Here is a 14,351-nt window from a genome sequence, read left to right on the forward strand (position 1 = left end):
AAGGCGTATTTGATCTTTGTTCAATCTTCTAAAGAGAAAGCTTGCTCATTTGAGTGAGCTTTTTTTTATACTATCAAAAGGGGGTTGTGCATTACAAATGACCGACCATTACTATTCAAGTAATCCTTCCGTAGAAAGCAAGCCTTTCACCTTTGAATATAAACTCAAAGGCCATTCTTTTATTTTCACATCAGACTTAGGAGTATTCTCGAAAAGTGAAATTGATTTTGGTTCAAAATTATTAATCGATTCAATTATGATGCCTGCTACCCGGGGGAATATATTAGATGTAGGCTGTGGGTATGGGCCGATTGGTCTTACGCTTGCAAAAGAAAACCTGGATCGTCAGGTTGAAATGGTAGATGTAAATGAAAGAGCATTGCAGTTAGCAAGAAAAAACAGCGAACAGAATAAAATTAATAATGTTTTGATTTACCAAAGTAATCTCTTTGAAAATGTGAAGGATCACTCATTTGCCATTATTGTCAGCAACCCCCCGATTCGGGCGGGGAAAAAGGTAGTCCACGAAATTTTCGAACAATCGTATCAACATTTAGCTGATAATGGGGAACTGTGGATTGTCATTCAGAAAAAGCAAGGGGCCCCATCTGCCATTGAAAAATTGAAGTCTCTTTTTAATGAAGTTGAAGTTGTTGCAAAGAAAAAGGGATATTATATCATAAAATCAAAAAAAAGTTGACGGTTTTTTTTCGTTGTGATAAGATTATAAAATGCCAATGAATGTATACACCAATAATAGGCAAATTTACAACAAAGTGTATAAAAGTATACCTATTGGTAATGCTAATAAAATGGAATTTTTGTCTTTAGTGTGCTTTTGATTGTTTAGAAGCCTTTTTTCTTTGTAAAAGGGATCTGTTTTATCGGTAACACGGCTCAAAGATCTTTTTATTAAAGATATTTGTGCTTTTTAAAATAAAACGTTTTATTTTGAGGGGTGAATCAGTTGACGGGTCAACTAATTCAGTATGGACGCCACCGCCAGCGCAGGAGCTATGCGCGAATTAGCGAGGTGCTAGAATTACCAAATCTTATCGAAATTCAACTCTCATCTTATCAGTGGTTCCTAGATGAGGGGCTCAGAGAAATGTTCCAAGATATTTCTCCGATTGAGGATTTTACTGGTAACCTATCACTTGAATTTATTGATTATAGTTTAGGTGAGCCAAAATATTCTGTTGGTGAATCAAAACAACGAGATGTTACATACTCTGCACCTTTAAGAGTGAAGGTTCGTTTAATCAACAAGGAAACAGGTGAAGTAAAAGAACAAGATGTATTTATGGGTGACTTCCCTTTAATGACAGAAACAGGAACCTTTGTTATTAACGGGGCTGAACGTGTTATCGTTTCTCAGCTTGTTCGCTCACCAAGTGTCTACTATAGTGGTAAGATTGATAAAAATGGTAAAAAGGGCTTTACAGCGACTGTAATCCCGAACCGTGGAGCTTGGCTTGAATATGAAACTGATGCTAAAGATGTAGTTTATGTTCGTATTGATCGTACGCGTAAATTACCTGTAACAGTTCTATTGCGTGCTCTTGGCTTTGGTAATGACCAAGAAATTATTGAATTACTGGGTGAGAATGAGTATTTAAGAAATACGCTGGACAAAGACAATACGGAGACTACCGAAAAAGCTTTGTTAGAAATCTATGAGCGACTTCGCCCTGGTGAACCACCTACAGTAGAAAACGCTAAAAGTTTATTAATTTCACGCTTCTTTGATCCAAAACGCTATGACTTGGCAAATGTTGGACGTTACAAGATTAATAAGAAGCTTCATATTAAGAATCGTCTATTTAACCAACGTGTTGCTGAAACTTTAGTAGATCCAGAAACAGGAGAAGTGTTGGTTGAAAAGGGCACGGTGTTAGATCGCCGTACGCTTGATAGAATTTTACCTTATCTTGAAAATAATATCGGTTTTAAAGTTTTGAAGCCGCATGGCGGCGTCATTGATGAAGATATTACTGTTCAATCCATCAAAATTTTTGCTCCAAAGGATCAAGATGGAGAAAAAGTGATCAATGTCATTGGCAATTCAAACATCGATGTAAGCATAAAAAATATTACACCTGCTGATATTCTTGCATCTATCAGTTATTTCTTTAATCTTTTACATCATGTAGGGGATACAGATGACATTGACCATTTAGGTAACCGTCGTTTGCGTTCGGTTGGAGAACTTTTACAAAACCAATTCAGAATTGGTCTGTCTCGTATGGAACGTGTTGTACGTGAACGGATGTCTATCCAAGATGCAAATAATATTACACCGCAGGCGTTAATTAATATACGTCCAGTGATCGCGGCGATTAAAGAATTCTTCGGAAGCTCACAGCTTTCACAATTTATGGACCAAACAAATCCGCTTGCAGAATTGACTCATAAACGTCGTTTATCTGCATTAGGACCAGGTGGTTTAACTCGTGAACGTGCCGGCTTTGAAGTGCGTGATGTTCACTATTCACACTACGGCCGTATGTGTCCGATTGAAACGCCTGAAGGTCCGAATATTGGATTGATTAACTCACTATCTTCCTATGCAAAAGTAAATACATTTGGATTTATAGAAACGCCATATCGTAGGGTCGACCCTGAAACTGGTAAGGTTACAAATCAAATCGATTACTTAACTGCAGATGAAGAGGATAATTATATTGTTGCGCAAGCGAATGCTCTCCTATCAGATGAAGGTGAATTCCTCGATGAGGAAGTTGTTGTTCGTTTCCGTGGTGAAAATACAGTAGTTAAAAAAGACCGTGTAGACTATATGGACGTTTCGCCTAAACAGGTAGTATCTGCAGCGACTGCGTGTATTCCTTTCTTAGAAAATGACGACTCTAACCGTGCGCTCATGGGAGCGAACATGCAACGTCAAGCTGTTCCATTAATGAATCCGGAAGCACCAATTGTCGGAACTGGTATGGAATATGTTGACGGCAAAGACTCCGGTGCTGCTGTTATTTGTAAGTATGACGGAATTGTTGAACATGTAGAAGCTGGATTTGTTCATGTTCGTCGTTATTCAGAGGTAGACGGTCAAACTGTAAAAGGAAACCTTGATAAATATGAACTGTTGAAATTCAAACGTTCAAACCAAGGAACATGCTATAACCAACGCCCGATTGTTACAGTTGGCGATGAAGTCAAAAAAGGCGAAATCCTTGCTGATGGTCCGTCAATGGATAAGGGCGAACTAGCGCTAGGACGAAATGTGCTAGTTGGCTTTATGACATGGGACGGATATAACTACGAGGATGCCATCATTATGAGTGAGCGCCTTGTGAAGGATGATGTTTATACATCGATCCACATTGAAGAGTATGAATCTGAAGCACGTGATACGAAGCTTGGACCCGAGGAAATCACAAGAGATATTCCGAATGTCGGTGAAGATGCACTCCGTAATCTTGACGAAAGAGGAATAATTCGAATCGGTGCTGAGGTTAAGGATGGAGATTTGCTAGTTGGAAAAGTAACGCCAAAGGGCGTAACAGAACTAACAGCTGAAGAAAGATTACTACATGCTATTTTCGGTGAAAAAGCTCGTGAAGTACGTGATACATCATTACGAGTACCACATGGTGGCGGCGGTATTATTCTTGACGTAAGAATCTTCAACCGTGAAGATGGAGATGAATTGCCTCCTGGCGTTAACCAATTAGTTCGCGTCTTTATCGTGCAGAAGCGTAAAATTCATGAAGGCGACAAGATGGCAGGACGACATGGTAACAAAGGGGTAATTTCAAGAATACTTCCGGAAGAGGATATGCCTTTCTTACCGGATGGAACACCGATTGATATCATGTTAAATCCGCTCGGCGTACCATCTCGTATGAATATCGGGCAGGTTCTTGAATTGCACTTAGGTATGGCTGCGCGTTATCTTGGAATCCATGTGGCTTCACCAGTGTTTGATGGTGCAACTGAAGAGGATGTATGGGCAACAATCGAAGAGGCTGGGATGGCTAGAGATGCCAAAACGATCCTTTACGATGGCCGTACTGGTGAACCGTTTGATAACCGTGTTTCAGTAGGGATCATGTATATGATTAAGCTTGCTCACATGGTTGATGACAAACTTCATGCTCGTTCTACTGGACCATACTCACTTGTTACGCAACAGCCGCTTGGTGGTAAAGCACAATTTGGCGGACAGCGTTTCGGGGAAATGGAAGTTTGGGCGCTTGAAGCATATGGGGCAGCCTATACTTTACAAGAAATTTTAACTGTTAAGTCTGATGACGTTGTGGGACGTGTGAAGACATATGAAGCTATTGTTAAAGGTGAAAGTGTACCTGAACCAGGGGTGCCTGAATCCTTTAAGGTTTTAATCAAAGAACTTCAAAGTTTGGGCATGGATGTTAAGATGTTATCTAGTAATGAAGAGGAAATTGAATTACGCGATTTCGACGATGAAGAGGACGGTCGCGATGTTGCTGTATTAGATACAAATGAATCGACCCTTACTGAAGAAAAAGATGTTACACCTGTTGAATAATTACCACTAATTATAATTGCAATGAAAACGACTAGGCTGTCTCAGATCATAAATCCTGAGGCAGTCTGTAGTTTCACTTTATAAGGGAGGTAGGCCCCTTGCTGGATGTAAATAATTTTGAATATATGAAAATTGGTTTAGCTTCACCTGATAAAATCCGTTCATGGTCATTTGGAGAAGTGAAAAAACCGGAAACAATTAATTACCGTACTTTAAAGCCGGAAAAAGACGGCTTATTCTGTGAACGTATTTTTGGTCCAACAAAGGACTGGGAATGTCATTGCGGAAAATATAAAAGAGTGCGTTATAAAGGTGTTGTATGTGATCGCTGTGGTGTTGAGGTAACTCGTGCCAAAGTTCGTCGTGACCGTATGGGCCATATCGAATTAGCTGCGCCAGTATCACATATTTGGTATTTCAAGGGAATTCCAAGCCGTATGGGATTAGCTTTGGACATGTCCCCTCGCGCGCTTGAAGAGGTTATTTATTTCGCATCTTATGTAGTAACAGATGCAGGAAATACAGCGTTAGAAAAGAAACAGCTGCTTTCAGAGAAGGAATATCGAACATACCGTGAAAAGTACGGTCAATCCTTCCAAGCTCAAATGGGTGCAGAAGCGATCCGTAAGCTGCTACAAGATATTGATTTAGATAAAGAAGTCGATCAATTAAAAGAAGAATTGCGCACTGCTCAAGGGCAACGTCGTACACGTGCGATTAAACGACTAGAGGTTCTTGAAGCATTCCGTAACTCAGGGAATGATCCATCATGGATGATCCTAGATGTTCTTCCAGTTATTCCGCCGGAATTGCGCCCAATGGTTCAATTGGATGGTGGTCGTTTTGCTACGTCTGACCTTAACGACCTATATCGTCGGGTAATCAACCGTAATAACCGCCTAAAACGTCTATTAGATTTAGGTGCCCCAAGCATTATCGTTCAAAACGAAAAAAGAATGCTGCAGGAAGCGGTTGATGCATTAATTGATAATGGTCGCCGTGGTCGACCTGTAACCGGACCAGGAAATCGTCCGTTGAAATCATTGTCACATATGTTAAAAGGGAAGCAAGGTCGTTTCCGTCAAAACCTTTTGGGTAAACGTGTTGACTACTCTGGTCGTTCCGTAATCGTAGTAGGTCCAAACCTTAAAATGTTCCAATGTGGATTGCCGAAGGAAATGGCACTTGAGCTATTTAAGCCGTTTGTAATGAAGGAACTTGTTGGTAAAGGGTTGGCTCATAATATTAAGAGCGCTAAGCGTAAGATTGAGAGAGTTCAGCCTGAGGTTTGGGACGTGTTGGAAGAGGTTATTAAAGAACACCCAGTTCTATTAAACCGTGCCCCTACACTACACAGATTAGGTATTCAAGCATTTGAACCTACACTTGTTGAAGGTCGTGCAATTCGCCTCCATCCGTTAGTATGTACAGCTTATAACGCTGACTTTGACGGAGACCAAATGGCTGTTCACGTACCATTGTCTGCTGAAGCACAAGCTGAGGCGAGGTTATTGATGCTTGCCGCTCAAAACATCTTGAACCCTAAGGATGGAAAGCCAGTTGTTACACCATCACAGGATATGGTTCTTGGAAATTACTATTTAACAATTGAACGTGCTGGCGCCGTTGGTGAAGGAATGATTTTCAAGGATACTAACGAAGCGTTGATTGCTTATTATAACGGTTATGTGCATTTACATACACGTGTTGCGGTAGCTGCTGGTTCCTTGAGCAATTCAACATTTACGGCTGAGCAAAATGGAATGTTATTATTAACAACTGTAGGGAAATTGATTTTTAATGAAATCCTGCCAAAATCGTTCCCATACATTAATGAACCAACAAAGGAAAACTTAGAGGTTAAAACGCCTGAAACATATTTTGTCCCAGTTGGAACAAATATTAAAGAAGAGATTGAAAGCCGTGACTTAGTATCGCCTTTCAAGAAAAAGTATTTAGGAAACATCATTGCTGAAGTATTTAAGAGATTTCATATCACTGAAACTTCAAAAATGTTAGACCGCATGAAAGACCTTGGCTTTAAGTATTCTACTAAAGCTGGTATTACGGTTGGGGTTGCTGACATCGTAGTATTACCTGAGAAACAGGAAATCCTTGAGAAAGCCGAAGATAAGATTGCGAACGTTATGAAGCAATTCAGACGCGGTTTAATCACAGATGAAGAACGCTATGATCGCGTAATCTCAATTTGGAGTACGGCAAAGGACGAAATCCAAAAGAAACTAATGGATAGCTTAGATATAAGAAACCCAATCTTCATGATGAGTGACTCAGGAGCTCGTGGTAACGCCTCTAACTTTACTCAGCTGGCAGGTATGCGTGGACTTATGGCTAACCCGGCTGGTCGAATTATTGAGTTACCGATTAAATCAAGCTTCCGTGAAGGTTTAACCGTATTAGAGTACTTCATCTCTACACACGGTGCTCGTAAAGGTCTTGCTGATACTGCCTTAAAGACAGCCGACTCAGGTTATTTAACAAGACGTCTTGTTGATGTTGCACAGGATGTTATCGTTCGTGAAGATGACTGTAAAACAGACCGAGGCCTAATTGTCAGTGCACTTAAAGATGGTACAGAAACAATTGAAAATTTATATGAACGTTTAGTTGGACGTACATCTTTTGAAACGGTTAAGCATCCTGAAACAAATGAAGTCATCATCAAACGCAATGAGCTAATCACCGAAGACATCGCTACACAGATTGCGGATTCAGGTGTAGAACAGGTGAAAATCCGTTCAGCCTTTACTTGCGATACACGTGCTGGTGTTTGTAAGAAGTGTTATGGTCGCAACTTGGCAACTGGTCAGGATGTGGAAGTTGGAGAAGCTGTTGGTATTATCGCTGCTCAATCAATCGGGGAGCCTGGTACACAGTTAACGATGCGTACATTCCATACCGGCGGGGTTGCGGGAGATGACATCACACAAGGTTTACCGCGTATTCAAGAATTATTTGAAGCACGTAATCCTAAAGGTCAAGCAGTTATTTCTGAAATACCAGGGATTGTTTCACAAATTAATGAAGTTAAAGATAAACAAGAAATCGTTATTCAAGGTCAGGTTGAAAGCCGCTCCTACACAGCTCCATACGGTTCAAGACTGAAAGTTGCTGAAGGTGACCGAGTAGTTGCTGGACAGGAATTAACTGAAGGTTCTATTGATCCTAAGGAATTATTAAAAGTTCGTGGTGTGGATGGCGTTCAGGAATACTTGCTGCGTGAAGTACAGAAGGTTTATCGTATGCAAGGGGTAGAAATTGGTGATAAACACGTTGAAGTTATGGTTCGCCAAATGCTTCGTAAAGTACGTGTTGTTGATGCTGGTGATAGTGATGTGCTTCCAGGTTCATTGCTGGATATCCATCAATTTAAAGAAGCAAATAAATCTGTCCTATTGCAGGGTGGTCGACCAGCTGTCGCAAGACCGGTTCTTCTCGGTATAACTAAGGCATCTCTAGAAACAGAATCGTTCCTATCAGCAGCTTCATTCCAAGAAACAACACGGGTGTTAACAGATGCTGCAATCAAAGGAAAGCGCGATGAACTGTTAGGGCTTAAAGAAAATGTTATCATCGGTAAGCTTGTTCCAGCAGGTACAGGAATGACAAGATATCGAAAGGTAAGATACGATAAGCTGAATGATAGTGTGCATTCTTCGATAGATGAGAAGGATTTGATCTCAAAAGAATAAATAATCTGTTGACTTTATTTCTTGAGAATGTTACTATAACAAAGGTGTTTTTATTACAGATGCTTTGGAGGATATCTACACATGTCTTATGATAAAGTATCACAGGCAAAGGGTCTTGTTATCGGTTCAAAACAAACTCTTAAAGCCATAAAGGAAAATGAAGTATCCGAAGTCATCATAGCCGATGATGCTGATCGGCGTGTGACAAATAAAGTACTGCTAGCAGCAGAAGAAAATGGAATTCCAGTCGTGAAAGTTGATTCAATGAAAAAGCTTGGTAAAGCGTGCGGGATCGAAGTTGGAGCTGCAACAGTTGCTATAAAAGCCTAAAAATGTTTTTGTGGAGCGGTTTACGCCGCTCTAACAAAAACATTGTTTTTGGCTAAAAAATGAACCACCTGGATATGTGGACATAAAAAAGAAGGGAGGAAAACAAAATGCCTACTATGAACCAATTAGTTCGTAAGGGACGCAGCAGCAAGGTTATAAAATCTAAATCTCCTGCGTTAAACAAAGGTTATAACAGCATGAAGAAAGAACAAACAGATCTTTCTTCACCACAAAAGCGCGGTGTTTGTACTCGTGTAGGAACTATGACTCCTAAGAAACCAAACTCAGCGTTACGTAAATATGCTCGTGTACGCTTAACAAATGGAATCGAGGTAACAGCTTACATTCCAGGAATTGGCCATAACCTACAAGAGCACAGTGTAGTATTAATCCGCGGCGGTCGTGTAAAGGACCTTCCGGGGGTACGTTATCACATCGTACGTGGTGCATTAGATACTGCGGGTGTTAACAACCGTGCGCAAGGCCGCTCTAAATATGGTACTAAGAGACCAAAAGCAGCTAAAAAATAATCGATACATTTAAATAAAATTAACGAAGGGAGGGTATCATATGCCACGTAAAGGTCCTGTAACTCGTAGAGACGTATTACCTGATCCGATTTACAATTCAAAGCTTATCACACGCTTAATCAATCAAATCATGGTTGATGGTAAAAGAGGTAAAGCTCAAACAATTCTTTATAATGCGTTTGATATCATCAAAGAACGTACTGGCAATGATCCAAAGGAAGTATTCGAACAAGCTCTTAAGAACATCATGCCCGTACTTGAAGTTCGTGCACGCCGTGTAGGTGGTGCTAACTATCAAGTTCCAGTTGAAGTTCGTCCTGAGCGTCGTAGTACTCTAGGATTACGTTGGTTAGTACAATATTCACGTAATCGCGGCGAAAAAACAATGGAAGAGCGTTTAGCGAACGAAATCCTTGATGCTGCTAACAATACTGGTGCATCAGTGAAGAAACGTGAAGATACACATAAAATGGCAGAAGCTAACAAAGCATTCGCACACTATCGTTGGTAAAATAAACCTACTAATTAATTTCCTAAAAAGGAAGGAGAAGTATAGATGGCTAGAGAGTTCTCCTTAGAAAATACACGTAATATCGGCATCATGGCACACATCGATGCCGGTAAAACAACTACTACGGAGCGCATCCTTTTCTATACTGGCCGTATCCACAAAATTGGAGAAACTCATGAAGGAGCTTCTCAAATGGACTGGATGGAGCAGGAGCAAGAGCGTGGAATCACAATCACTTCTGCTGCAACAACAGCACAGTGGAAAGGTCACCGCGTTAACATCATTGATACACCAGGACACGTAGACTTCACCGTTGAAGTTGAACGTTCACTTCGCGTATTAGATGGTGCGGTAACAGTATTAGATGCACAATCAGGTGTAGAACCGCAAACTGAAACAGTTTGGCGTCAAGCAACAACTTATGGAGTTCCACGTATTGTATTTGTTAACAAAATGGATAAAATGGGTGCGGACTTCTTATATTCAGTTAAAACACTTCGTGATCGCCTAGGTGCAAATGCACATCCAATTCAATTACCGATCGGAGCTGAAGATGAGTTCAGAGGAATTATTGATCTTATCGAAATGAAAGCTACAATGTATGGTAATGACCTTGGAACAGATATCACAGTAGCTGATATCCCTGAAGATATGAAGGATTTAGCTGAAGAATATCGTGGAAAATTAATCGAAGCAGCAGCTGAATTAGATGAAGAATTAATGATGAAGTATCTTGAAGGTGAAGAGCTTACTAATGATGAAATTAAAGCAGCTATTCGTAAAGGTACATTAAGCGTTGAATTCTACCCAGTTCTTTGTGGTACTGCATTTAAGAACAAAGGTGTTCAATTAATGCTTGATGCTGTAATCGATTATTTACCAGCACCAATTGATATTCCTTCAATTAAAGGAACACTTCCTGATACAGAAGAAGAGACTGAGCGCCATGCAAGTGATGATGAGCCATTCTCAGCACTTGCGTTTAAGATTATGACAGACCCTTACGTTGGTAAGTTAACTTTCTTCCGCGTGTATTCAGGTATCCTTAATTCTGGTTCATATGTAATCAACTCTACAAAAGGTAAGCGTGAACGTGTAGGACGTATCCTGCAGATGCACGCAAACCACCGTGAAGAAATCCCGCAGGTTTATGCCGGGGATATCGCAGCGGCTGTTGGTTTAAAAGATACAACAACTGGTGATACTCTTTGTGATGAAAAGAATCAAGTTATCTTAGAATCAATGGAATTCCCAGAACCGGTTATCTCTTTATCAGTTGAGCCGAAGTCGAAAGCAGACCAAGATAAGATGGGTATTGCACTTCAAAAGCTTGCTGAAGAGGATCCAACATTCCGTACAGAAACAAACCCAGAAACAGGACAAACTATCATTTCTGGTATGGGTGAGCTTCACTTAGATATCATCGTTGATCGTATGAGACGCGAATTTAAGGTTGAAGCTAACGTGGGTGCACCACAGGTTTCTTACCGTGAAACACTCCGTCAAGCTGCTGAGGTAGAAGGTAAGTTTGTACGTCAGTCAGGTGGACGTGGACAATACGGTCACGTATGGATTAAATTCGAGCCTAATGAAGAAGGTAAAGGATTTGAATTTGTTAATGCTATCGTCGGTGGTGTAGTTCCAAGAGAATACGTACCAGCAATCCAATCAGGATTAGAAGATGCATTACAGAACGGTATCCTTGCTGGCTATCCATTAATCGATGTTAAAGCTACATTATTCGATGGTTCATACCATGATGTAGACTCAAACGAAATGGCGTTTAAAGTTGCAGCATCACTTGCACTTAAAAACGCTAAAACAAAATGTAACCCAGTTCTTTTAGAGCCTATGATGAAAGTTGAAATTACAGTACCAGAAGAATACATGGGTGATATCATGGGGGATGTAACTTCACGCCGTGGTCGCGTTGAAGGTATGGAAGCTCGTGGTAACGCACAAGTAGTTCGTTCTATGGTTCCACTTTCTGAAATGTTTGGTTATGCAACTGCATTACGTTCAAACACTCAAGGACGCGGAACTTACTCAATGCACTTTGATCATTACGAAGAGGTTCCTAAGTCAATCGCTGAAGAAATTATCAAGAAAAATACTGGTGCATAATCAGCATTAATATTGCATTAATTTAAATTTTATAGTAAGTTGGTAATTGGGAATTCCTTGAATTCCCGCCCCTTACATATATAAAAAAACAATAAATCATTATAAATTTTAAGGAGGAAATCTCTAATGGCAAAAGCTAAATTTGACCGTTCAAAACCGCATGTTAATATCGGGACAATTGGACACGTTGACCATGGTAAAACAACTCTTACTGCCGCTATCACAAACGTACTTGCTAAGTCTGGTGGTGCAGAAGCTCGTGCATATGATCAAATCGACGGAGCTCCAGAAGAAAAAGAACGTGGAATTACAATTTCAACTTCTCACGTAGAATATCAAACTGAAAAGCGTCACTACGCACACGTTGACTGCCCAGGACACGCTGACTATGTTAAAAACATGATCACTGGTGCGGCTCAAATGGACGGCGGTATCCTAGTAGTATCTGCTACTGATGGTCCAATGCCACAAACTCGTGAGCACATCCTACTTTCTCGTCAAGTTGGTGTTCCTTACCTTGTAGTATTCATGAACAAGTGTGACATGGTTGACGACGAAGAATTATTAGAATTAGTAGAAATGGAAGTTCGTGACTTACTTTCTGAGTATGACTTCCCAGGCGATGATATCCCTGTAATTAAAGGTTCTGCTCTTAAAGCTCTTGAAGGAGAAGCTGAGTGGGAAGCTAAAATCATCGAACTTATGGATGCTGTTGACAGCTACATTCCAGACCCAGTTCGTGACACTGATAAGCCATTTATGATGCCAGTTGAGGACGTATTCTCAATCACTGGTCGTGGTACAGTTGCTACTGGACGCGTTGAGCGTGGCCAAGTTAAAGTTGGTGACGTAGTTGAAATCGTTGGTCTTGCTGAAGAAGCTAAGAGCACAACTGTAACTGGTGTTGAAATGTTCCGTAAGCTTCTTGACTATGCTGAAGCTGGAGATAACATTGGTGCATTACTTCGCGGTGTTGCACGTGATGACATCCAACGTGGTCAAGTACTTGCTAAGCCAGGTTCAATTACACCACACAAAACTTTCAAAGCTGAAGTTTACGTATTATCAAAAGAAGAAGGTGGACGTCATACTCCATTCTTCTCAAACTATCGCCCACAGTTCTATTTCCGTACAACTGACGTAACTGGAATCATCAAGTTACCAGAAGGAGTAGAAATGGTTATGCCTGGTGACAACATCGAAATGACTGTAGAACTAATCACTACAGTAGCGATCGAAGAAGGTACAAAATTCTCAATCCGTGAAGGTGGACGTACAGTAGGCGCTGGCGTTGTTGCTTCAATCATTGAGTAATTAATACAAAAAAGAAAGCAGTCAGCTAGTGCTGACTGCTTTCTTTTTTTCTTAATTAGAATTGTTAGACATCAGCCAAACACCTTGTTTTCCCTCTACCCAGTGTGTATAATTGTAAAAGTGCACAAAGGAAGTAAATAAAATATTTTTCTTGTTGCAAACTATTGTATTTTTTTATATAATAGTGAATGTTGGTCGTTTACAGCTATGATGTGGAAGGTTGCTGACACACCCGGCCCCTTTGCCATGGCGAGTGTGAGGAAATTTCCACGGAGTATGTCTATTCTAAAATGGGCGATAAAGGAGGGAAAATAATGGCAAAAGAAAAAATTCGTATACGTTTAAAGGCTTACGATCATAGAATTCTTGATCAATCAGCTGAAAAGATTGTTGAAACTGCAAAACGTTCTGGTGCAAAAGTATCTGGTCCGATTCCGTTGCCAACAGAAAAAGCGGTTTACACAATTCTTCGTGCGGTACACAAATACAAGGATTCTCGTGAGCAATTCGAAATGCGTACACACAAACGTCTAATCGACATTATCAATCCAACACCACAAACTGTTGATTCTTTAATGCGTTTAGACTTACCATCTGGTGTAGACATTGAAATTAAACTTTAATTTAAAATAAAAACGATATTAATTCAGGAGGTGTGACTAATGACCAAAGGAATCTTAGGTAGAAAGATTGGTATGACTCAAGTGTTTTCTGAAAACGGTGATTTAATCCCAGTAACAGTTATTCAAGCTGAAGCAAACGTTGTTCTACAAAAGAAAACTGTTGATACTGATGGTTACGAGGCAATCCAATTAGGATTCGCTGACAAAAAGGAATCTCGTACAAACAAACCTGAAAAGGGTCATGCAGCAAAAGCAAATACAGCTCCTAAGCGCTTCGTCCGTGAAATCCGCGGTATTAACGCTGGGGAGTATGAAGTTGGTCAGGAAGTCAAAGTTGATTTATTTTCAGAAGGTGAGCTTGTAGACGTTACAGGAACTTCAAAAGGTAAAGGATTCCAAGGTGCGATCAAGCGTCATAACCAATCTCGCGGCCCTATGGCTCACGGATCTCGTTATCACCGTCGTCCTGGTTCGATGGGACCAGTTGCTCCAAACCGCGTATTCAAAGGTAAATTGTTACCTGGACAAATGGGTGGAGAGCAAATTACTGTTCAAAATCTTGAGATTGTTAAAGTAGATGCAGAACGTAATATTATTTTAGTAAAAGGAAATGTTCCTGGAGCTAAAAAGAGCTATGTAAAAATCCTTAGTGCGGTTAAAGGTAACAAATAATTGTTC

At 40.4% G+C, this 14,351-nt stretch carries 10 protein-coding genes; all 10 read left to right on the plus strand.

Annotation, left to right across the window (positions count from 1 at the left end):
• Positions 1–97: 97 nt before the first annotated feature.
• Positions 98–700 carry a class I SAM-dependent methyltransferase gene (locus P9E47_RS12585; protein ID WP_003331740.1) on the plus strand — a complete coding sequence of 201 codons (603 nt, stop codon included), beginning with the start codon at positions 98–100 and terminating at the stop codon, positions 698–700.
• A gap of 267 nt (positions 701–967) precedes the next feature.
• Positions 968–4,528 (plus strand): DNA-directed RNA polymerase subunit beta, encoded by a 3,561-nt coding sequence (gene rpoB, locus P9E47_RS12590; RefSeq protein ID WP_039957468.1) that lies wholly within the window; start codon positions 968–970, stop codon positions 4,526–4,528.
• Positions 4,529–4,626: 98 nt separating this feature from the next.
• Positions 4,627–8,241 carry a DNA-directed RNA polymerase subunit beta' gene (gene rpoC / locus P9E47_RS12595; protein ID WP_003331738.1) on the plus strand — a complete coding sequence of 1,205 codons (3,615 nt, stop codon included), beginning with the start codon at positions 4,627–4,629 and terminating at the stop codon, positions 8,239–8,241.
• An 81-nt stretch (positions 8,242–8,322) separates the two neighbouring features.
• Entirely contained in the window at positions 8,323–8,571 is a 249-nt protein-coding gene (locus P9E47_RS12600) for a 50S ribosomal protein L7ae-like protein (protein WP_003331737.1), read from the plus strand.
• A 107-nt stretch (positions 8,572–8,678) separates the two neighbouring features.
• Positions 8,679–9,101, plus strand: coding sequence for a 30S ribosomal protein S12 (rpsL, locus tag P9E47_RS12605; RefSeq protein WP_003331736.1), 423 nt, complete (start codon positions 8,679–8,681; stop codon positions 9,099–9,101).
• 40 nt (positions 9,102–9,141) lie between these two features.
• The gene (rpsG, locus tag P9E47_RS12610; RefSeq protein ID WP_003331735.1) at positions 9,142–9,612 is read left to right on the plus strand and encodes a 30S ribosomal protein S7; all 471 of its coding nucleotides are present in this window, start codon (positions 9,142–9,144) and stop codon (positions 9,610–9,612) included.
• 45 nt (positions 9,613–9,657) lie between these two features.
• Positions 9,658–11,736: an elongation factor G gene (fusA, locus tag P9E47_RS12615; protein WP_003331734.1), complete on the plus strand. Its 2,079-nt coding sequence runs from the start codon at positions 9,658–9,660 to the stop codon at positions 11,734–11,736.
• Positions 11,737–11,862: 126 nt separating this feature from the next.
• Positions 11,863–13,050, plus strand: a complete 1,188-nt coding sequence (gene tuf, locus P9E47_RS12620; RefSeq protein ID WP_003331733.1) for an elongation factor Tu — start codon at positions 11,863–11,865, stop codon at positions 13,048–13,050.
• 314 nt (positions 13,051–13,364) lie between these two features.
• Positions 13,365–13,673, plus strand: coding sequence for a 30S ribosomal protein S10 (gene rpsJ / locus P9E47_RS12625; RefSeq protein ID WP_003331731.1), 309 nt, complete (start codon positions 13,365–13,367; stop codon positions 13,671–13,673).
• Positions 13,674–13,712: 39 nt separating this feature from the next.
• Positions 13,713–14,345, plus strand: a complete 633-nt coding sequence (gene rplC / locus P9E47_RS12630) for a 50S ribosomal protein L3 (protein WP_003331730.1) — start codon at positions 13,713–13,715, stop codon at positions 14,343–14,345.
• The last annotated feature ends 6 nt before the right edge of the window (positions 14,346–14,351 follow it).

This window comes from Schinkia azotoformans (assembly GCF_035811335.1).
Lineage (GTDB): Bacteria > Bacillota > Bacilli > Bacillales > Bacillaceae_J > Schinkia > Schinkia azotoformans.